This is a genomic window from Burkholderia sp. BCC1993 (assembly GCF_905339865.1).
Classification (GTDB): Bacteria; Pseudomonadota; Gammaproteobacteria; order Burkholderiales; family Burkholderiaceae; genus Burkholderia.
The window spans coordinates 92,660-112,587 of record NZ_CAJPGZ010000015.1; the positions used below are offsets into that span (position 1 = coordinate 92,660).

17 protein-coding genes are annotated in these 19,928 nt (G+C 67.4%); 9 read left to right on the plus strand and 8 right to left on the minus strand.

Annotated elements, in window-relative coordinates; translation table 11 throughout:
• Window positions 1-57: 57 nt before the first annotated feature.
• Window positions 58-984, plus strand: a complete 927-nt coding sequence (locus U4Y91_RS24860) for a LysR substrate-binding domain-containing protein (protein ID WP_321807301.1) — start codon at window positions 58-60, stop codon at window positions 982-984.
• 36 nt (window positions 985-1,020) lie between these two features.
• Here the strand turns inward: U4Y91_RS24860 and U4Y91_RS24865 are convergent, their stop codons facing one another.
• The 4 genes from U4Y91_RS24865 to U4Y91_RS24880 form a co-directional block, all read right to left on the minus strand.
• Entirely contained in the window at window positions 1,021-2,448 is a 1,428-nt protein-coding gene (locus tag U4Y91_RS24865; protein ID WP_321807302.1) for an MFS transporter, read from the minus strand.
• A 297-nt stretch (window positions 2,449-2,745) separates the two neighbouring features.
• Complete coding sequence (locus U4Y91_RS24870) at window positions 2,746-4,224, minus strand: sensor domain-containing diguanylate cyclase (protein WP_321807303.1); 1,479 nt, start codon at window positions 4,222-4,224, stop codon at window positions 2,746-2,748.
• 142 nt (window positions 4,225-4,366) lie between these two features.
• Complete coding sequence (locus U4Y91_RS24875; protein ID WP_321807304.1) at window positions 4,367-5,461, minus strand: potassium channel family protein; 1,095 nt, start codon at window positions 5,459-5,461, stop codon at window positions 4,367-4,369.
• A gap of 61 nt (window positions 5,462-5,522) precedes the next feature.
• Window positions 5,523-6,857, minus strand: a complete 1,335-nt coding sequence (locus U4Y91_RS24880; RefSeq protein ID WP_321807305.1) for an FAD-binding oxidoreductase — start codon at window positions 6,855-6,857, stop codon at window positions 5,523-5,525.
• 244 nt (window positions 6,858-7,101) lie between these two features.
• On the opposite strand from U4Y91_RS24880, the gene U4Y91_RS24885 reads away from it, so the two are divergent.
• Entirely contained in the window at window positions 7,102-7,749 is a 648-nt protein-coding gene (locus tag U4Y91_RS24885) for a hypothetical protein (protein WP_321807410.1), read from the plus strand.
• Between the two features lie 222 nt (window positions 7,750-7,971).
• Here U4Y91_RS24885 and U4Y91_RS24890 read toward each other — a convergent pair whose 3' ends face one another.
• Window positions 7,972-8,256, minus strand: a complete 285-nt coding sequence (locus tag U4Y91_RS24890) for a hypothetical protein (protein WP_321807306.1) — start codon at window positions 8,254-8,256, stop codon at window positions 7,972-7,974.
• A gap of 335 nt (window positions 8,257-8,591) precedes the next feature.
• The gene (locus U4Y91_RS24895; protein WP_321807411.1) at window positions 8,592-8,801 is read right to left on the minus strand and encodes a hypothetical protein; all 210 of its coding nucleotides are present in this window, start codon (window positions 8,799-8,801) and stop codon (window positions 8,592-8,594) included.
• Window positions 8,802-9,334: 533 nt separating this feature from the next.
• On the opposite strand from U4Y91_RS24895, the gene U4Y91_RS24900 reads away from it, so the two are divergent.
• Window positions 9,335-10,189 (plus strand): helix-turn-helix domain-containing protein, encoded by an 855-nt coding sequence (locus U4Y91_RS24900; protein ID WP_044843213.1) that lies wholly within the window; start codon window positions 9,335-9,337, stop codon window positions 10,187-10,189.
• Between the two features lie 120 nt (window positions 10,190-10,309).
• Entirely contained in the window at window positions 10,310-11,977 is a 1,668-nt protein-coding gene (locus U4Y91_RS24905) for an ATP-dependent helicase (protein WP_321807307.1), read from the plus strand.
• Between the two features lie 70 nt (window positions 11,978-12,047).
• Here the strand turns inward: U4Y91_RS24905 and U4Y91_RS24910 are convergent, their stop codons facing one another.
• Window positions 12,048-13,607 carry a methyl-accepting chemotaxis protein gene (locus tag U4Y91_RS24910; RefSeq protein WP_321807308.1) on the minus strand — a complete coding sequence of 520 codons (1,560 nt, stop codon included), beginning with the start codon at window positions 13,605-13,607 and terminating at the stop codon, window positions 12,048-12,050.
• Between the two features lie 229 nt (window positions 13,608-13,836).
• Here U4Y91_RS24910 and U4Y91_RS24915 point away from each other — a divergent pair, with 229 nt between their 5' ends.
• Both U4Y91_RS24915 and U4Y91_RS24920 read left to right on the plus strand, forming a co-directional pair.
• A complete protein-coding gene (locus tag U4Y91_RS24915) occupies window positions 13,837-15,351 on the plus strand; it encodes an MDR family MFS transporter (RefSeq protein WP_321807309.1) in 1,515 nt (504 codons plus the stop codon).
• An 87-nt stretch (window positions 15,352-15,438) separates the two neighbouring features.
• Complete coding sequence (locus U4Y91_RS24920; protein WP_321807310.1) at window positions 15,439-16,266, plus strand: hypothetical protein; 828 nt, start codon at window positions 15,439-15,441, stop codon at window positions 16,264-16,266.
• Window positions 16,267-16,292: 26 nt separating this feature from the next.
• Here U4Y91_RS24920 and U4Y91_RS24925 read toward each other — a convergent pair whose 3' ends face one another.
• Window positions 16,293-17,291, minus strand: a complete 999-nt coding sequence (locus U4Y91_RS24925) for a quinone oxidoreductase (RefSeq protein ID WP_321807311.1) — start codon at window positions 17,289-17,291, stop codon at window positions 16,293-16,295.
• Between the two features lie 125 nt (window positions 17,292-17,416).
• On the opposite strand from U4Y91_RS24925, the gene U4Y91_RS24930 reads away from it, so the two are divergent.
• From U4Y91_RS24930 to U4Y91_RS24940, 3 genes are all read left to right on the plus strand, one after another.
• Window positions 17,417-18,322 carry a LysR family transcriptional regulator gene (locus tag U4Y91_RS24930; RefSeq protein ID WP_321807312.1) on the plus strand — a complete coding sequence of 302 codons (906 nt, stop codon included), beginning with the start codon at window positions 17,417-17,419 and terminating at the stop codon, window positions 18,320-18,322.
• 101 nt (window positions 18,323-18,423) lie between these two features.
• Complete coding sequence (locus U4Y91_RS24935; RefSeq protein WP_321807313.1) at window positions 18,424-18,984, plus strand: N-acetyltransferase family protein; 561 nt, start codon at window positions 18,424-18,426, stop codon at window positions 18,982-18,984.
• A 9-nt stretch (window positions 18,985-18,993) separates the two neighbouring features.
• Window positions 18,994-19,851, plus strand: a complete 858-nt coding sequence (locus U4Y91_RS24940) for a MerR family transcriptional regulator (RefSeq protein ID WP_321807314.1) — start codon at window positions 18,994-18,996, stop codon at window positions 19,849-19,851.
• Window positions 19,852-19,928 lie beyond the last annotated feature (77 nt).

Consider the following 19,928-nt stretch of genomic DNA (forward strand, 5'->3'; position numbering starts at 1 on the left):
GGAGCGCCGGACTCGATGATGTACGCTCGTTCTACATAACTCAAATGCATACCGATCATGTCCAGCATGCACGAAGTGGATTTACACGCGGTCGATCTCAACCTGCTCAAACTGCTCGACGCATTGCTCAAGGAACGCAGCGTCACGCAGGCCGGCGTGCGACTCGGCCTGACCCAGCCGGCGGCCAGCCGCGCGTTGGGTCGGCTGCGGCGACTGCTGGCCGACCGCATCGTCGTGCGCACGCCCAAGGGCCTCGAATTCACCCCGCGCGCCGCCGCGCTGGCCCAGCCGGTCGCACGCCTGCTCGCCGAAGCGGCCGCCATCATCGCGCCGGCGGCGTTCGACCCCGCCACCGCGCACGGCCGCATCTCGATCGCCAGCCTCGACCACATGGCGCTGACGATGATCCCGAGCGTGACGGCCTGTCTGGAGCGATGCGCGCCGGGCCTCGATCTCGACATCCCCCCTTCACGCGGCGACAACGTCGAACTCGTGGCGAACGGCACCGCGGGCATCGCGCTCGGGGTGTTCGGCGACGCTGCGTTACCCGCGGGCTTCTATCGCCGCAGGCTTTACGACGAAGCACTCGTCGGTATCGTGCGGCACGCGCACCCGGTCCTGTCGACCGGACTGACGCTCGAGCGTTTCGCCGAACTGTCCCACGTGCTGGTGACGATCGTCGGCCGAGGCGGCGCGGCGGTCGATGCCGCTCTTGCGAGGCAAGGATTGCGACGGCGGATCGCCATGCGGCTGCCGCACTTCCTGGTGGCCCCTGCGGTCGTCGCGCGCAGCGACATGATTGCCATGCTGCCGCGCCGCCTCGCGCAATACGCCGCACAGTCGACACGCGTGACGCTCGTCGAATTGCCGATCGACGTTCCGCCTTTCACGTTGTCGATGATCTGGCACGAGCGCACGCACGACGATCCCGCACATGCATGGCTGCGCCAGCAGATCGCCGAACTCGCACGGGACATGACATGACGGGCCGGCCATCTCTCTGCCGGCGGACGACCGCATTCACACGGCCGCCTCGGCGTCGACATCGCGCGCCGTCGGTTCATGACGCACGATCAGCAGAAACACGATCGGCGTGACCGCGCTGACCGCGACGACCCAGAACATGTCCGTGCCGAGACGGGCCTGCAGGATCGGCAGCACGAACAGCGCGAGCGCCTGGCCGATCCCGCACAGCGAGCGCCCTAAGCCGACGCCGGTGCCGCGGATCGCCGCCGGATACGACAGCGTGGGATAGATCATCATCTGCGCACCCGGCCCGAAGCCTTCGGCGAACAGCCAGGTGCCGAGCATCAGCAGCACGAGGCCGATTGCGAATGCGCCGTGCGGATGCCCCGCCAGCGCGAGCGCGACGAGTGCGACGAACTGCAGCGCGAAGCCCGCGATCGCGACGTGACGCGACGGATATCGATATGCGAGGCGCATGCCGAGCAAGCCGCCCGTCAACGCGAACAGCACGTTCAGCGCGAGCGACGCCGCGATCGTCTCGAACACGCCCGCGCCGAGAAACTGCGACAGGATCGACGGCAGGAAGAACGCGATCGCCGTGTATTCGAACGGAATGCACAGGTTCATCACGCTGGCGACGATCGTTCGGCCGAGATACGGACGCTGGAACAGCACGCGAATCCGCACGGGCGGCGGGCTCGGCTCGCGCGGCGCGTCGTCCGCTTCATGCGCGTGAATGCCGTACGACTCGCGCAGGATGTGCGCGGCATTGGCCAGGTCGCCCTGGTTCGCGGCCCACAACGGCGATTCGTTCATGAAGCGATTCCGGACCAGGATGATGACGAGCGCCGGCACCGCGCCGAAGATCAGCGACGCGCGCCACAGCCAGCCCGCATGCTCGGCCGGCAGCAGGAAATACATGCCGAAGATCAGCAGGAAGCACACCGACGACGCGACGTACCACATCGGGCACCATGCAGCGAGCCGCGACGCCTTGTTGCCGCGGCCGTTGAACTTCGAGAATTCCGCGAGAAACGCCATCGCGACGGGCAGGTCGATGCCGACCCCGAGCCCCATCACGAAGCGCGCGGCGATCAGCACCCAGACGTTCGGCGCGAGCCCGGCCGCGATCGCCGCGACGACGAAGAACAGCATGTCGGCCATGAACACCTGATAACGGCCGATCTTGTCGGTCAGCCATCCGCCGATCAGGCTGCCGAAGATCGTGCCGATCATGATCGCCGAGCCGACCAGCCCGGTCAGCGCGGGCGTCAGGCCGAATTCGCGCGCGACGTCGTCGATACCGTACGACAGTGTCGTCAGGTCATACGCATCGAGAAACACGCCGCCGAGCGCGAGCAGCACGATCATCCGCGCGTGGCTGACGGAACTGTCCGTCGTATTGATCAGGCGCGCCACATCGCTCGCGGAGCGGATGGGCGCGGAAACCGGCGTGACAGCGTTCAGATCGATCGAACTCATCGCATTCCCTTGTTCGCCGCATAGCCGGCGATGTCCACATGGAGACAGGAACCCGACACGTGCATGCACGCTCGCCATCACATGAAAAGTGGATGCTGGAGCGTCGACACACAGGCATTCGGGTTCCGGAAGCGACGATTCTGTTCCCGCGATCCGGCATTCCCAACCGATATAAACCGATAAATTATTCGGTGTACGTCATAAAGTTTCGCGGCCGCGTACGCCTGGCAGGCACGCGCAGGTGCAATCGCGACCGCGGCGGGTTCGAGGCAATTCGAGCGCGGCCACGCGCCTGCGTCATGCCGGCGACTGAAAGGCGACGACCTTGTTCCGGCCGGTCGCCTTCGCGTAGTACAACGCTTCGTCGGCAGCCTTGATCACGGCCTCGGCCTCGGCATCGTGCTCGGGCGTCCAGCTCGCCAGGCCGATACTAGCCGTGACATGCCCGTGTTCGCTGCCGGCGTGCTCGAGCAGCAGCTCGTCGATCGCCGCGCGAATCCGCTCGGCAATCCGGGCGGCCCCCGTCTCGGGGGTATCGGGGAGCAACACGACGAATTCCTCTCCGCCATAGCGGGCCGCGGTGTCGGCCGGCCGGCGAATGTTGTCGCCGATGCAGCGCGCAACCGCAGCCAGCGCATCGTCGCCCGCCTGGTGGCCGTAGGTATCGTTGTAGGCCTTGAAGCGATCGACATCGACGAACAGCAACGAGAACACCGATCGCGCGCGCCGCGCGCGACGCCATTCGCGGTCCAGCACTTCCGCAAAGCTGCGGCGATTGTTCAGGCCGGTGAGACCGTCGGTGCGGGCGAGCAGCACGAGTTCCGACTCGGCGCGCATCCGGCGCCGGAGTTGCGTGCCGAGCATGAAGGACACCCCGATGAACGCGGCGCCGAACGTCGCCACCAGCGCGCCGATCGTCACGGCGCGGTGCCGCCAGGCCGCATAGATATCCTGCTCCGCTTCCGCGACCATGATGATCAGCGGCAGCTTGGGGAGATGTTTGAAGTAATAGAGACGGCGCACCCCGTCGATCGACGACGTTTCAGAGAACGAACCCTCCGGCGCGGTCTGGAAGCGCCGGAAGGTCGCGGCTTTGCTGATGTTGCGCCCGATGGTATGCACGTCGTACGGCTGGCGCATCACCATGATGCCGTCGTTGCCGATCAGCGAGATCGAACCATGCTGCCCCAGCGAGAGGCCGGCAAACAGTTGATGGAAATACTCGAGGTTGACCGCGATGAGCACGATGCCGGCAAACGAGCCGTCCGGGTTCGAGATCCGCCGCGAGAGCCCGATGCTGGGCGAGCCTCCTCGCAGGCGCGATATGAACGGATCGCTGACGTAGAGCCCTGCATCCGGATTGTCGCGGTGGATGGCGAAATACTTGCGATCGGCGAAATTGCCGTGGCGCGGCTCGTCGCTGCCCGAATCGAGGACGATGTTCCCGCCGGCGTCGAGCACCAGCATCGAGCCGAGAAACTGTGCCGTCATTGCGTTATCGAACAGCACGGCGCGCCGCAAGCTCGCGGGCGCGGTCATCACGTCGTGACGTTGAAGCCCCGCGATGACCGCCTGCAGCGACAGGTCGTAGAGTTCGAAATTGCGTTCGATGTCGCGCTCGGCGATCAGGCCGAGATTGCGGGAGGTTTCGCGCGCCCGCTCGAGCGCGTCGTTGCGGCTCTGGAACAACTGCAGCACGCACAGACCCATGAGCGCGCAGGCAATCACGATACCGATCACGACGATGGTATGGGGCGCCGCCGACCTGAATTGCATGTGTCTCCTCGATGATCACGCTCGTGCGCGGCGCACGACGCGATTACCTCATACTAAATAACGTGCGGGGACATATCAAGCGGGGTTGCCCCGGTCACCGCGCGGCAGGGCGCGCGATGCCGGGATAGTGCACAACCGGTCCTCACACGTCCGGATCCGGAATCCGCGCCGACTGAATCACGACCAGCGTATCGCCCGCCTCGATCCGGCACGGCGGATCCTCGTAGAACGACTGGATCTTCCCGCAGCGATCGAGCCCGACGACGATCGCGCCCGGCACGACGTTCGTCATGCAACCGATCTCGTGCGGCAATGCCTCGCGCTCCAGCAGCGTCGCGCGCCCGCGCGTCGACAGCATGTCGTTCACGAACGGCACGATGTAGCGGCTATGCACCGCATCCGCGAGCAGCAGCGCGCCGATCTTCGTCGACGACACGATCACGTCCGCGCCCGCCTGCCGCAGCTGCCGCTGATACAGGTTCTCCTGGATCCGCACGACGATCTTCGTCTCGGGCGCAATGCTGCGCACCGACAGCGTCAGCAGGATCGCGGTCGGGTCGTCGGTCACCGAGATGATCACGGCCTTCGCCGAGCGCACTTGCGCCTGCTGCAGCAGATCCTCGTGCGCGGGATCGCCGAGCAGCCCCGTCACGCCGAGCGACGTCGCGGCCTCGAGCGCCTGCTGCTGCGCATCGATCACGATGACCGTCGACGGATCGACACCGCTTTCGAGCAGCTCGCGCACGGCGATCGACCCCGACAGGCCGTAGCCGCACACGACGATGTGATCGGACAGTTGCTTCTGCAGGCGTTTCATGCGGAATTCCTCGATGACGCGCTGGATCACGAACTGATACGCCGTGCCCAGGAAGATGAACCAGATGCCGATGCGGATCGGCACGATGAAGAACGCATCGATCAGACGCGCGCGCGCGGTGACCGGCACGATGTCGCCGTAGCCGACCGTCGCGACCGTGACCATCGTGAAGTACACGAGATCGGCGACGTTCATCGGCGTGCTCTTGGTCGAATCGCGCAGGCCGTCGCGATCGAGATACAGCACGAGAAATGCGAGCATGCACAGCACCACGACCGCGCCGAGACGGAACAGCAGCGTGCGCCGCGGCGACGTCGCGGGACGCGTGAACAGCGTGCGCGCACGCGGCGCCTGCCACGGATCGCGGGCACGACGCAGGCGTGAGCGCAACGAGCGGCGCTTGTCGGAGGGCGTTGCCAACGGGGGAATCTCCTGAAGGATGCGGGCTCGATTCTACGACGGGAACACGCGGGCCCGTCCGCTACAGCATGCTGCGCGGCCGCACCATCGTCCCGTCGACGAAACGCCGGGCGCGAAACGCCGCCAGGTCGAGCGACGGCGCGCCCGTATCGACCCATTCGGCCAGCAGCCGCCCGACGATCGGCCCCATCGCGAAGCCGTGCCCGCAGAAGCCGGTCGCGATCGCGAGCCCGGACGGTGTGCCGGGCGCATCGATCACCGGAATCCCGTCGGGCAGCACGTCGATCAGGCCGGCCCAGGCCTCGACGATCTGCGCGTCCTTCAGCGCGGGGAAGATCGCCTTCAGCTTCGCGAGCGCGCGCGGCGCATGCGCGCGATTCGGCTGCGGCTGCGGATCGCGCGGCTCGATCGGCCCGCCTCCGCCGCCGATGCGCGCGCAGGCATCGCGCCACGCGGCGCCATTCAGATGCAGCCGGAACTTCTCGCGCTGCGACCAGAATTCCGGCCAGAACAGGCTCAGGCCGCGCAGATGGCCGAGCGTCAGGTCGACGTCGACCTGCATGTCGTCGGCGAGATTGATCGCGCCGTTCCTGCGTTGCCGGATGCCGAGGCCGTGCCCCCAGATCGTCGACGCGGACACGTCGGGCAACACGTTGGTGCGCATGCAGGTGCCGCGCACGGCCTGCTGCGGCAGCCGGATTCCGACGCCGTCGAGCAGCCGGAAGCTGGTCGCGCCGGCCGCGCAGATCACGCGCCGCGTGCGGATCGTGCCGCGCTCGGTCACGACGCCGACGACCGCTCCGCCGGCCGTCTCGATCGCCGTCACGCCGCAGCCTTCGAAGAAACGCGCGCCGGCTTCCGTCGCGCGCGCCGCGAACGCGGCGGCCACGCGGCGCGGTTCGGCCTGCCCGTCGGTCGCCGTATACAGCCCGCCGAGCGTGCGCGCCTGCGTCGACAGCCCGGTCACGCGTTCGTCGATTTCCGCACGCGTCAGCGTGCGCGTGTCGAGGCCGTGTTCGCGCGCAACGGCGAGCCACGCCTGGAACGACGCCCAGTCGTCGTCGTTGTCGGCCATATAGAGGCAACCGCCCTGCCGCCATTCGAGGTCGAAGCCGAGCGCCTGCTCGAGCCCTTCCCAGATCCGCATGCCGGCCATCATCAGCGGCACTTCGGCGGACTCGCGGCCCTGCTGCCGCACGAAGCCCCATGCGCGGGTCGATTGCTGGCCGGCAATGCGCGACTTGTCGAACACGACGGCCTTCAGGCCGCGCAGGCCGAGGTAGTACGCGGCCGCGCAGCCCATGATGCCGGCGCCGGCGATCACGATGTCGGCTTCGGCCGGAAACGCCGTGTCGGCGTGCGTCAATGCGTCGTGCAGCGGATAGGTGGTCGTCATTGTTCTCTGTTGGCGTCGATACGTCCGGCACACGCATCGGCGTTCGCGATGGCATGCGCCGGACAGGCGCCCGGATTGAGGATCGGGATGGCGAACGTGCGGGAAAGTCGATGAACGATCCGGTGCGCGGCCGCGGCCCCGCCGCCGGTCGCGGATGCCCGTCGGCCGTCCCTGTTTTTTCGCCTTGACGGCGCTATGTTACCGCGCGATAAACTGTACATCCATACAGTATTTCTGCGGCAACATGATCCTCCCCCCATTCGATCCCCCGAAGCTGAACGACCTCACCGAATGGTGGACGAGGTGCACCTACGCCGACGTCCAGCGCCTGATCCTCGAGGTGCAGCACCTTCGTCTGACGCTGTGGGAACTGAAAGCGCACGTCGCGGATGCATCGCGCCGGATCCGCGTGCTCGATCCGGCCATGCTCGCGCACGGCTCCGCACTGAGACGGCTGACCTACCTGCTCGAAAAGGAAATCGAGCGCGCGAATCCGATCGGCCGCACGCGCGACGTGTATGCACCGTTTTCCGATGAATGGCGCGCCCGGGAAGCGCTGCGATGTGCATTGCGCGCGCAGCCCGAACCCGCGGAAACCGGCACGCTGCCCTGCACGATTCCGGAATTCCGGCGCATCACCTGGGCCGAGCTGCGCGATCGCTGGCGTCACCTGAGCGACAAGCAATCGAGCCGGCAGAACATCGAGCAACGCATGGTGCTCGAGATCGCGCGCCAGCGATCCGTGATCCTCGCGCGCGCGCGAAAACTCGTCGATGCCGCGATCGCCGAAGCGGCGGCGGAAGGCAAGCAGTTGTTCGCGCTCGATCAACTCAAGCGGCTGCTGTCCGTCGAGCGGGAAGACGGCGAGCCGTTCACGTATAGGCCGGCGTAAGGCAATTCGAATTCGGCGGTCATTTTTCGAGGGTTCTTCGATGTCGTTCGTTTTCCTGATCATGACGATACTTCCCGGTGCAATGCGTCGGGCAGGCCATGCTTCATTGATCAATGCCGAAGGCGCGATGACCGCGAGGTCATCGCAACACATGGACGTAATCGAAGATCGAAAGGCGCGGTTCGCGCCGGGACGATCCCGGTGCAACCGGTATCGGGGTGATCAGTGTGGATAGCGCAACAAACGCGTTTGCGCGCGCGCCGTGCGGTTGTACGGCTGAAGCCGCGCAAGCTGTTCGATCGACATCGTGACGACTTCGAGCACATGCCGTGCGATCTCGTCGTCCGTCATGCCGGCGTCGACGTACTGTTCGATGCTCATCGTTCGAGGCGGATGGCTGCCCGCGCCGTCGTCGACGATGTAAATCCTGGCGGTACGGTGCTCCGACGACAACACGAGCTGGACCGTTTTACCGAGAACGACGATCTGCATGCACAAAGTGGCCATTCGCTGCCTCCCATTGCGTTGCCTTCAATCGAGCATCGAACGATACCTCACAACCCGAGCGATGAATCTACCCACTTCCCCGGATATTCGAAACCATCAGGAATCAATAGCAGGCCGGCCGTCCATCGCTTTCCGCGAACCATTCCGCCGGGCGCGACGATCCAGGCGCGTCGCCATGCGGCAACGGCGGGAAGGTGCGCGCGCCCCCGCCATGCATCCGGGCGTCCCTCGTGATTTTCGCTTTGAATGGGGGCGCCCGTTCGGCGCCCCAATGGCTCACGGTGCATGCACCGGCCGGTCGAACCGGCGCCCGTCTTGCACGGGCAAACGACGCGCTACGCGTAGCGGCTCAACCACGCTTCGGAGAATTCTTTCGCGTAGGCGACGGCGTCGGCTTCGGTATCGAATTCGCCCAGCTTACGGAATGCGGCCTCGCGGCTGAAACCCAGCTTCGTGACCTCGACCTGGGCGGCGTACTTGCCGTCCTCCGTCACGCGCGGTTCGCAGTTCATCTCGTACCCGCGCATCACAAATTTCTTCTGCATCGCTTCAACACTATTTTGAGTCGGGCGAATCGTAGCATGGGCCCCCGCCGCATTCATGCGCACTCCCGACAAGGGCATCTTCATCGGTTTTTTAGAGTAAACCGTCGAACCATCCGCATACAAGATGCGGGGCCATCTGGCCCGACCCGCGACGCCATGTAAAAATTTGTCGCCGACGCAGCGGCACGATGCCGCGGTTCGAGTCGCCGACACGCCCTGCTCTGGTGCATTTCGTCGATAGCGCGGTGCGATTACGTGCCACTCGGCGGGGAATCGTGTCCCGGTGCCTCGCGATCCGCGTCCGAAGGTTGCGAACGGGCCAGCGGTGCCTGACGCACGCCTGCGGATCAAGCGTAACGTCGTGACACACCTTTCACAGAAAGGCACCGATTGCGACATGGAATGACACTCGTTTTGCGGTAAAGTTATCTTTTCCGCGCGTGGCCGGTCGGCTCGCCCCTGGACGTCGTAAAGACTGTCCGCCGAGACTGCCGCAAGGCGTCGTTCTGAACGTCACGATCCGTTCCCGTAGCATGACCACTGAAGCAATCACCACGGATTCCCTCGCGGTTGCCGAGCGCGTGCGCGAGCTGATGACCCGCAACGGCATCGGCAAGCGCCAGCAAACCACCGAGCTGTGCCGCATCCTCGACCTGAGCTTTTCGCAGGGTCACCGCAAATTGCGCGGCAGCAGCCCCTGGACGCTCGCGCAGATCAAGAAAGTCGCCGAAGCCTACGGCGAGCCCGCCGCTCAACTGTTCGGCGCGCAGACGCTCGACCCCGGCATGGTCGGCGCCTATTCGCAGGAGGCCGTCCTGTACGCCGGCGTCGCCGAAATTCCGTGCACCGCCTGGATCGGCGCGCCGCTCGAAGCCGGCGCGCGCCCCGAGTTCGTCGCGTACGAACAGAACGGCCGCTGGCGCGTGCTGCGCCATACCGGCGTGCTGTATCAGAACGCGTACGACGTGCACAAGATCGAGATCTATCCGCGCCGCGCGGAGAGCGACAAGCTCGTCGTCGCGGTGATCGATCCCGATCGCGTCAGCGCGACCGAGTTGTGCCGCTATCTCGAGCGGCAGGGATTCTCGACGGCCGCGTTCGACGGCCTCGCGCCGTTCGTCGACGCGCTGCAGGGCCAGGCGTTCGACGCGGTCGTCACCGAATGGCTGTTCGACGACAGCACGGCCGCCACCGCGATCAAGGCGGTGCGCACGTCCGACAATCCGGGCGCGCCGATCTTCGTGCTGACGGGCGACCTGCTCACCGGCCGCGCGAGCGAAGCGGACATCAGCGAAGTGATCCGCGCATTCGACGTCGTCTGCTACGAAAAACCCGCGCGCATGGCGATCCTCAGCGCCGACCTCGCGAAGCGGCTCGCACGCGGGTAATTCCCGCACGCCGCCTACCTCTTTCGCATGGCCGGCGCCCATGCGGCGCGGCGGTCGTGAACAGGTTCCTCAGTACAATAGCCGGACCCCGTTCACGACCGGCATCCGCCGCCCGACTTCATGGCCCGCCTCATTCCCGACGACTGGAAAAGCCTCGCCGCCACCGGCGCGGCCGAACGCGAGCGCGAGACGCTTGCCGCCCTCGAACACGCGCTGCCGGACAGCTACACCGTCTATCACGGCGTGCACTGGACGCGTGCCGACCAGGGTTTCTCGGTGTTCGGCGAAGCGGCGTTCGTCGTCGTGAGCCCGGCCGGCCGCGTGCTGCTGATCGAGCAGAAGGCCGGCTTCCTGCGCGAAACGCCGAAGGGGCTCGTGAAGGTCTACCTGCAGAAGGAGCGCAACGTTCCGATCCAGCTCGCGCGCACGCAGGAGACGCTGCACCGGCGGCTGACCGCCGCGCTCGGCGCGGGCGTCTATGGCGTCGACGCGCTGCTGTACTGCCCCGACTACGCGATCCGCGAGACGGCGATCGCCGGCGTCGCGGCCGACCGCATCGTCGACGCGTCGCGCAAGGCGCAGCTCGCGCAGGTGATCCTGCAGATCCTGCCCGAGCACGACGAGCCGTTGCCGAACGCAGCGAAGCTGCATCACTTCCTCGCGGACGAACTGGCGCTCACGCCCGACACGAGCGCGCTCGTCGGGCAGGCCGGCACGCTCGTCACGCGGCTGTCGGGCGGGCTTGCCGCGTGGGCGCGCCAGCTCGAGTTCACGCCGTTCCGCTTGCGCGTGACGGGCACCGCGGGTTCGGGCAAGACGCAGCTCGCGGTGCAGGCGATGCGCGACGCGGTCGCGGCCGGCAAGTGCGTGCTCTACGTGTGTTTCAACCGGCCGCTCGCCGACTACATCGCGCGCATCGCGCCGCCCGGCGCGAAGATCGCGAACTACCATCAGCTGTGCGACTGGGTCGCCCGCGACGGCGGCTATACGCCCGACTTCGACACGCCCGGCGCGTTCGAGCGGCTCGAGGCGCGCTTCGCGGAAGCGCCGATTCCGGAACGCTGGCGTTTCGATGTACTGATCGTCGACGAAGGACAGGACTTCCACGCGCCGTGGGCGGCGGCACTGGAGCGCCTGCTGGCGCCGGACGGCGCATGGTGGTGGCTGGAAGATCCGCTGCAGAACCTCTATCTGCGCGAGCCCGTTGCGCTGCCCGGCTGGGTCACGCTGAAGGCGCTGACGAACTACCGCAGCCCGCGCGACCTGCTCGAATTCGTGCGCGACGTCGTCGGCCGCGTCGAGCCGCTCGCGGCCGAACTGCGCTCGGGCAGCCCGTTCGACGGTTCCGATCCGTCGGTGTCGTCATACGGGGAAGACGGCGCGTCGGGCGACGCACTCGCCGAAGCGTGCATCGACGCGACCAAGCGCGCGATCACGCACGCGCTGTCGCTCGGCTTCCGCAAGCAGGACATCGCGGTGCTGTCGTATCGCGGCCGCGAAAGCTCGGTGCTCGCGCGGCTCGACCAGCTCGGCCCGCACCGGGTCAAGCGCTTCACCGGCAAGTACGACCTGTTCGGCAACCCTGAATATCGCGAAGGCGACGTGCTGCTCGATTCGATCTACCGCTTCAAGGGGCAGTCCGCGCCGTGCGTGATCCTCACCGAGATCGACTTCGACACGCTCGATGCGCGTGCGGCCCGCAAGCTGTTCGTCGGCGCGACGCGCGCGACGATGAAGCTGCTGCTCGTCGCGTCGGCGCGCTCGGCGGCGCAGCTTGCAGGCGGATGACGCGGCGGTCCGCGGGTGGCGGGCGCGCGCCGGATGACCACTCCGCCCACTGCGCCCGCCGCACCGTGCGTCACGCGACCCGAAACGCCCCCACCGCCCGCCGCAGCCCATCGGCCTGCTCCTCGAGCGACGCCGCAGCCGCCGCCGCCTGCTCGACCAGCGCCGCGTTCTGCTGCGACACCTGATCCATCTGCGACACCGCGCGGTTCACCTGCTCGATCCCGTCGCGCTGCTCGTTCGACGCGGCCGCGATCTCGGTCATGATGCCCGTCACGCGGCCGATCGCCTGCTGGATGTCCTGCATCGTCGCGCCGGCCACGCCGACCAGCCGCGACCCCGTCGCGACGCGCTCGACCGACTCGCCGATCAGCGTGCGGATCTCCTTCGCGGCCGACGCCGAGCGCTGCGCGAGCGTGCGCACCTCGCCCGCGACCACCGCGAAGCCGCGGCCCTGCTCACCCGCGCGCGCGGCTTCGACCGCCGCATTCAGCGCGAGGATGTTGGTCTGGAATGCGATGCCCTCGATCGTGCCGATGATGTCGGCTACCTTCTGCGAACTCTGGTCGATCTCGTTCATCGTGCCGATCACTTCGCCGACGACCGTCGCGCCGCGCGTCGCGATCTCGCTCGCGTTGTCCGCGCACGCCTGCGCCTCGACCGCGTGATCGGCGTTCTGCTTCACGGTCGCCGTCAGCTGTTCCATGCTCGCGGCCGTCTCCTGCAGCGCGGACGCCTGCTCCTCGGTACGCTGCGACAGGTCGGTGTTGCCGGCCGCGATCTGGTGCGTCGCGGTCGAGATCGCTTCGGAACCCTGGCTGACCTGGCGCACCGTATCGGCGAGGCTGCGCTGCATGCCCGTCACGCCCTTGACCAGTTCGGCCATCTCGTCGTGCGACGACCAGCGCACTTCCGACGTCAGGTCGCCGTCCGACAGGCGGCGGAAATGCGACAGCAGCCGGTTCACCGGTTGCGTGATCGCGAAATGCAGGCCGACCGCGCAGCCGAGACACGCGGCGAGACCGAACGCGATGCCGGCGATCGCGCCCGCGCGCATCCAGCCGTAATAGGTCTGCGCGGTGTCGTAGACGTCCTTGCCGCGCGCGGCCTGGTACGCGTCGAGCGCGTCGGTCGCCTGCGTGAGCGCGACCGACAGCGGCGGCGCGACCGTCATCAGCAGGCGGTCGGCATCGTCGCGGCGTCCCGCGCGGATCGCGTCGATCAGCGGCTTCAACGCCTGTCCGATCAGCGTCTGGCGCGCGGCGTCGAGCCGGGTCGCGAGCGGGCCTTCATCGCCGTCGTGCGGCATCGTCGCGTAGGTGCGCCACGCGGCGTCGGCCTTCGCGAGATAGCCCTCGGCCTTGTTGACGAGCTCGGGCACGTCCGGCGCTTCCGGATGCAGCATCGCGCGGTCGAGCGTGGTGCGCACGATCGTCAGGTTCAGGCTCGCGGCGGACAGCGCGGTCTTCGCGGCCAACTGGCGCGTATAGGCTTCGTCGAGCGCGCGGTTGGAGTGCTGCATGCCGGTCAGGCCGATCAGGCCCGACACGACGAGCAGCACGGCGACGAGCCCAAGCGTGGAGAAAATCCGCGTACGGATCGAGAAACGGGAAAACAGGGCGTTCAGGTTCATGACGGGACGTGAGCGATAAAGGGTGCCGCGGCAATCGGTCCGCGGCACTCTGGATTACGGTTTGCCTGCAAAAAACTTGAGTCCGGCCCGCCGTCTGGCTGATCGCGATCAATTTTCCCGGCCGGCAATCTCCTGTTACCGATGCAACAAATCGAGGCTCGGCAGAAATTGACCAGGCAACAAATTGTCTCTATATTTCGCTCAATTCCCTGCCATGGCAGATATCTCGATGAGAACCGATACCCTCCTTGCCCCGCCGGCCGCCGACGCGGCCCGCCGCGATGCGCCGACCGGGCTGATCGTCGCCGCGCTGCTGCTCGTCATGCTGCTGTCCGCGCTCGACCAGACGATCGTGTCGACCGCGCTGCCGACCATCGTCGGCGAGCTCGGCGGCCTCGACCAGTTGTCATGGGTCGTCACTGCGTACCTGCTGTCGTCGACGGTCGTGCTGCCGCTGTACGGCAAGCTCGGCGACCTGTACGGCCGCAAGATCGTGCTGCAGGCCGCGATCGTGCTGTTTCTCGCCGGCTCCGCGCTGTGCGGCATCGCGCAGGACATGACGCAACTGATCGTGCTGCGCGCGCTGCAGGGGCTCGGCGGCGGCGGGCTGATGGTCGTCACGATGGCCGCGATCGGCGACCTCGTGCCGCCCGACCGCCGCGCGCGCTATCAGGGGATGTTCGGCGGCGTGTACGGCCTCGCGACGATCATCGGGCCGCTGCTCGGCGGCTTCCTGGTCGAACACCTGTCGTGGCGCTGGATCTTCACGATCAACCTGCCGCTCGGCCTGCTCGCGCTCGCGGTGATCGGCATCGCGTTCCGGCCGCACACCGCGCACGTGAAGCACCGGATCGACTACATGGGCGCCGCGTTCCTCGCGACGGCCCTCACCTGCGTGATCCTGTTCACGAGCGAAGGCGGTTCGCTGCTGCCGTGGTCGTCGCCGCAGCTGTGGATGACGCTGGTGCTCGGCGTGGTCGCGGTCGGCGGCTTCATCTACGAGGAGCGGCTCGCGGCCGAGCCGATCATGCCGCTCGAACTGTTCCGCCAGCGCACCTTCGTGCTGATGAGCCTGATCGGCTTCGTCGTCGGCATCGCGCTGTTCGGTTCGGTCACGTTCATTCCGCTCTACCTGCAGGTCGTGAAAGGCTCGACGCCGTCGCAGGCCGGGATGCAGCTGCTGCCGATGATGGGCGGGATGCTCGCGATGTCGGTTGTCAGCGGCCGGCTGATCTCGCGGCTCGGCACGTATCGGCCGTTTCCGATCGCGGGCACGCTGATCGGCGGTGTCGCGATGGCACTGCTGTCGACGCTGTCGCTCGACACACCGCTGCACACGATGTACGCGTACATGGCGCTGCTCGGGATCGGGCTCGGCATGGTGATGCCGGTGCTGACGCTCGCGGTGCAGAACACGGTCGAATTCCGGCACATGGGGGTTGCGACGTCGGGCGCGACGCTGTTCCGCTCGATCGGCGGCTCGCTCGGCGTCGCAGCGTTCGGCGCACTGTTCTCGCACGGGCTGCAGTCGCGGATCGTGCAGGCGCTGCCGGCCGGCACCGAGCTGCCGCCCGCGCTCGGCCCGGCGGCCGTGCACCAGTTGCCGGATGCGGTGCGCGATGCGTACCTGCATGCGTTCGCCGGATCGCTGCATGTGGTGTATCTCGCGGCGGCCGGCGTGATCGCGATCGCGTTCGTGCTTGCGTGGTTCGTCGAGAGCGCGCCGCTTCGGGGCAAAAGCTAAACGAACAACGCCGGCGCTCGGCTTCCTTTTGACCTTCAATCCTCACACGATATCGCCACGACCACAAGAATCGAGGCGGCGGGGACCATGGATCTAAGTGAAGCGAAACGCAATGCGCTGCTGACGAACGACGACACCGACAAGCCACCTTCTCCACCGCCGCTTTCCGCGGATGGGGTAAGAAAGAAATGGGCATGGGCTTTCAGGATTGCATGGCTTGCACTGATCGGCGCCGTTTACATCATCGGTTATCTGTATCGAACTCAATATTTCGCCCTCTTTCACTTCGATGCAGAGGCCTTCCCGATCGCGACGCCCGAGTATTTTGTCCGCGGTGGGTATGCGATCTACATCGCGGCAAGTGCGTTTCTCAACATCGAAGGGCACGGCGTGTGGTCAATCGCCGGGGTAACTCTCGTGATCGCCGTCGCGATAGGCTGCTACCTGGCAACACTTTCGTTTGTCGTCGAATGGATCTCGCTCCTGTTGCCGAAGGACAAGGCGATCAACAGATCCGCCGATCAGATCAGACGCACACTGAGCGATAAATTCCGGAAAAGACTGCCGGTCAAGCTCGGTATCAGCGGAATAATGGCGGTCATCGTCGGCGCCTATTTTTTCGTCGCAATCTGCATAATCGCCATATTCGTGTATGGGGCGCCAAGCGCTATCGCAGAGGCAGCCGCCAGACGGCAATACCACATGGAGCTCGCCCGCTTCGGAAACGGCTGCAAAGACCCGCAAACGCAAGACTTCTGCTTTGCGGTTCAGGACAGTAACGGCGCAACCTTGGCACGAGGGTTCCTGATTGCCGCTGCGCCCGAATATGTGGCGCTCAGCGACGACGGTCGAACGCGCGTGGTGTCGCTTCAAGGGCGCCAGTTGGTACAACTGGACATGCCGCTGAAAGAGTAGCGTCTGCCGGATGCCGCTTTTGAGCGTCACGGCACCAGCACCACCCCGCCCGTCGTCTGCCGCGACTCCAGCAAGCGATGCGCGTCGGCCGCCTGTTCGAGCGGCAGCCGCGCGCCGATCTCCACGTGCATCCCGCCCGCGAGCCGCTCGAGCGTCGCGCGCGCCGCTTCCCGATACCCCGCCACGTCACGCGCGATGAAACCCAGCACGCTCGGCCGCGCCAGCGCGATCGAGCGGGCCGGCCCGAGTTCGTCGAGATCGATCGTCTGCCGCGCGCCGATCGCGGCGACCTGCCCGATGCTCGCGACCATCCCGAACGGCCGGACCGCGCCGAGCGTACGCGTCAGCACGTCGCCGCCGATCCCGTCGATCGCATAGTCGACGCCCGCGCCGCCGGCGAACGCGCGGGCCGCCGCGACGAAATCCGCCTCGCGATAATCGACCACCGCTTCCGCCCCGTGCGTGCGCACCAGCGCCGCCTTCGCGGCCGAGCCGACCGTGCCGATCACCCGTGCGCCGAGCGCGCGCGCCCACTGCGTCGCCAGCAAGCCGACGCCGCCGGCCGCCGCATGCACGAGCACGGTCTCGCCGGCGCCGACCTGCCGCACGCGGTGCAGCAGCATGTAGACGGTAATGCCTTTCAGCAGCCCGGCCGCGGCCGCGTCGTCGCTCACGCCGTCGGGCACGGGCACCACGCGCTCGGCGGGCAGCGTGCGAAGGCTCGCGTAGCTGCCGGTAGGCAGTCCCGCATAGGCAACGCGCTGGCCCGGGACGAGCGCCGTCACGCCGGGCCCGACCGCCTCGACCACGCCGGCCGCCTCCACGCCGAGCGCGTCCGGCAGTGCCGGCAACGGGTGCGCGCCAGTCCTGAAATAGATGTCGACGAAATTCACGCCGACGGCGGTCTGGCGAATCCGCACCTCGCCGGCGCCGGGCGGCACGACGGGCGCATCGACACGGCGCAGCACGCCGGCGTCGCCGTAGCGGTCGATCCCGATCCGGGTGGCGGTGGCAGTTTGGGTCATGACGTTCCTCGCAATCGAATGAAGTGACACGATCATCCCATCGTGCATAATCGAACGGAATTCCCGTTATGCGCCCATCTACTGTGCAAAATTCGACCGAACCAACGGCAGTGTCCGCGCCGCCGATGAGCTGGGACGACCTCCGCTATTTCCTCGCGGTGATGCGCGGCGGCAGCCTGTCGGCCGCCGCGCGGGCGCTGCAGGTCCAGCATTCGACGGTCGCCCGGCGCATCGACGCGCTGGAGTCCGCGCTCGGCATCCGGCTGTTCGACCGGCTGCCGCGCGGCTGGCCGCCGACCGACGAAGGGCTGCATCTCGCCGAACATGCGGCGCGCGTCGAAACCGACGTGCATGCGTTCGCGCGCGCCGCGCAGGGGGCGGCGGCGCTCGAGGGGGTGGTGCGCGTGTCCGCGTCGCCGGTGTTCGCGAGTCACTTCCTCGCGCCGCGGCTCGCCCGCGCGCAGCGCGCGTGGCCCGCGCTGCGGATCGACCTGATGGGCGAAATGCACGCGGCCAACCTCTACGCGCGCGAAGCCGACCTCGCCGTGCGCTTGTCACGACCGAACGAGCCGGGGCTGGCCGCGCGCCGGCTCGGCACGATGCGCTTCGCGCTGTGCGCGTCGCCCGACTGGGCCGCCGCGCCGCCCGACACCTGGGCATTCCTCGGATACGACGACGCGCTCGCGCAAATGCCGCAGCAGCAATGGCTCGAACGCTTCGCGGCCGGGCGCCGCTTCGCGTTCATCGCCAACGACCTGGCCGCGCTGCATCGTGCGTGCGTGGCCGGCGCGGGGATCGCGTTGCTGCCGCGCTTTCTCGTCGACGTGCCGGCGACGAGCACGCGCCCGGCCGCGGCCGATCCGTCGTTGTCGGCCCCCGCAGCGCTCGTCGAACTGACGTCCGCACCTCGTTGCGACGTCGAGCGCGAGATCTGGCTCGTCGTCCACCCCGACGTGCGCCGCTCGCCGCGCGTGCAGCGCGTCGCGGAGGCGATCGCCGACGCGGTTCGCGACGCGGACGGCCATCTGTAGGCCGGTCGGGCAGGCCCTGCACGCAGGCGACGCGGCCAATGCCTTTACCGCACCGCCCGACGGCCGGCATAGTAGCGGTTTCATCCGCCTACTCCGCCACCATGCCCGCCGCTCCCGCCTGCGTCATCCGCGACGCGACCGATGCCGATCTCGACGCCATTCACGCGATCTACGCGCACCACGTGCGCCACAGCGTCGCGTCGTTCGAGGAGACGCCGCCCGACGTCGACGAACTGCGCACGCGCCGCGACGCGGTGCTGCGCCACGGGCTGCCCTATCTCGTCGCGGAATGCGACGGCCGCATCGCCGGCTACGCGTACGCGACGCCCTATCGCACGCGCAGCGCGTACCGCCACACGCTCGAGGATTCGATCTACATCGACGACGCGCAGCGCGGCCGCGGCATCGGCCGCGCGCTGCTCGCGGCACTGATCGCGCGTTGCGAAGCCGGCCCGTGGCGGCAGATGATCGCAGTGATCGCCGACGGCGGCACCGGCGGGTCGACGTCGCTGCACCGCGCGTTCGGTTTCGAGCCGGCCGGCGTGCTGAAGGCGGTCGGTTTCAAGCACGGCCGCTGGATCGATACCGCGTTGATGCAGCGCGCGCTCGGCGAGGGCGCACGCACGCTCCCCGCCGCGCCCGAGCCTGTCGCGTCGCGCTAGAATGGCCGCATGTCAAAACAGACTCCATCCATGCCAGACGAGGCCGCGCCGGATTCCCGCAACGAGTACACGGTCGACGAACTCGCACGCGTGTCCGACACGACCGTGCGCAACGTGCGCGCGTACCAGGATCGCGGGCTGCTCGCGCCGCCCGAGAAGCGCGGGCGCGTCGGCATCTACGACGACACGCACGTCGCGCGCCTGAAGCTGATCAACCACCTGCTCGCGCGCGGCTACACGCTGTCGAACATCCAGGACCTGATCATGGCGATCGACGAGGGTCACGACCTGCGCTCGATCCTCGGCCTGGAAAACGCGATCGGCGGCCGCTGGTCGCACGAACTGCCGAAAACCTATTCGCTCGCGCAACTCGCGCAGATGTTCGGCCCGCAGACGGCGTCGCAACTGTCGCGCGTGACCGAACTCGGGCTGCTCGAACGGCGCGGCCTGTCGTTCGTCGCGAAAAGCCCCGCGCTGCTCGAGGCGGCAGCCGCGATGACGAAGGAAGGCATCCCGCCGCGCGAGCTGCTCGACGTGATCAGCCTCGCGCGGCCGCACTTCGACGCGATCGCGCGGCTGCTCGTCGATCTCGTCGTGAAGCGGCTCGACCGCTATGACGAAGGCACGCTGCCGCCCGTCACCGACGTGCCCGCGCTCGTCGATGCGATCTGGCGCCTGCGCCCGCTCGCGGCCGTGTTCGTCGAGGGCGAGACGAACCGCGCGCTCGAGAACGCCGCCAGTGCGTATCTGGGCGGCCGTGTCGCGACGATCCTCGACAGGAAACTCAGCGACGAAGCAGCACGCCAGGCCGGCACGTCCGATACGTCCGACACGTCCGGCCCGCAAGGCGACGGCGACAAAGCATAAGACCGCCGCCGTCATATTCATATCGGCATTGCTTGGTTTGCGGGCCCGATCGCCCATGCGACGATTCTTCCAACCGA

What these genes read in the sequence shown, in the direction of transcription:
- U4Y91_RS24860 (WP_321807301.1), top strand. Translation starts at nt 58, where the DNA reads ATGTCCAGCATGCACGAAGTGGATTTACACGCGGTCGATCTCAACCTG.
- U4Y91_RS24865 (WP_321807302.1), bottom strand. Translation starts at nt 2,448, where the DNA reads ATGAGTTCGATCGATCTGAACGCTGTCACGCCGGTTTCCGCGCCCATC.
- U4Y91_RS24870 (WP_321807303.1), bottom strand. Translation starts at nt 4,224, where the DNA reads ATGCAATTCAGGTCGGCGGCGCCCCATACCATCGTCGTGATCGGTATC.
- U4Y91_RS24880 (WP_321807305.1), bottom strand. Translation starts at nt 6,857, where the DNA reads ATGACGACCACCTATCCGCTGCACGACGCATTGACGCACGCCGACACG.
- U4Y91_RS24885 (WP_321807410.1), top strand. Translation starts at nt 7,102, where the DNA reads ATGATCCTCCCCCCATTCGATCCCCCGAAGCTGAACGACCTCACCGAA.
- U4Y91_RS24890 (WP_321807306.1), bottom strand. Translation starts at nt 8,256, where the DNA reads ATGGCCACTTTGTGCATGCAGATCGTCGTTCTCGGTAAAACGGTCCAG.
- U4Y91_RS24895 (WP_321807411.1), bottom strand. Translation starts at nt 8,801, where the DNA reads ATGCAGAAGAAATTTGTGATGCGCGGGTACGAGATGAACTGCGAACCG.
- U4Y91_RS24900 (WP_044843213.1), top strand. Translation starts at nt 9,335, where the DNA reads ATGACCACTGAAGCAATCACCACGGATTCCCTCGCGGTTGCCGAGCGC.
- U4Y91_RS24905 (WP_321807307.1), top strand. Translation starts at nt 10,310, where the DNA reads ATGGCCCGCCTCATTCCCGACGACTGGAAAAGCCTCGCCGCCACCGGC.
- U4Y91_RS24910 (WP_321807308.1), bottom strand. Translation starts at nt 13,607, where the DNA reads ATGAACCTGAACGCCCTGTTTTCCCGTTTCTCGATCCGTACGCGGATT.
- U4Y91_RS24915 (WP_321807309.1), top strand. Translation starts at nt 13,837, where the DNA reads ATGAGAACCGATACCCTCCTTGCCCCGCCGGCCGCCGACGCGGCCCGC.
- U4Y91_RS24920 (WP_321807310.1), top strand. Translation starts at nt 15,439, where the DNA reads ATGGATCTAAGTGAAGCGAAACGCAATGCGCTGCTGACGAACGACGAC.
- U4Y91_RS24925 (WP_321807311.1), bottom strand. Translation starts at nt 17,291, where the DNA reads ATGACCCAAACTGCCACCGCCACCCGGATCGGGATCGACCGCTACGGC.
- U4Y91_RS24930 (WP_321807312.1), top strand. Translation starts at nt 17,417, where the DNA reads ATGAGCTGGGACGACCTCCGCTATTTCCTCGCGGTGATGCGCGGCGGC.
- U4Y91_RS24935 (WP_321807313.1), top strand. Translation starts at nt 18,424, where the DNA reads ATGCCCGCCGCTCCCGCCTGCGTCATCCGCGACGCGACCGATGCCGAT.
- U4Y91_RS24940 (WP_321807314.1), top strand. Translation starts at nt 18,994, where the DNA reads ATGTCAAAACAGACTCCATCCATGCCAGACGAGGCCGCGCCGGATTCC.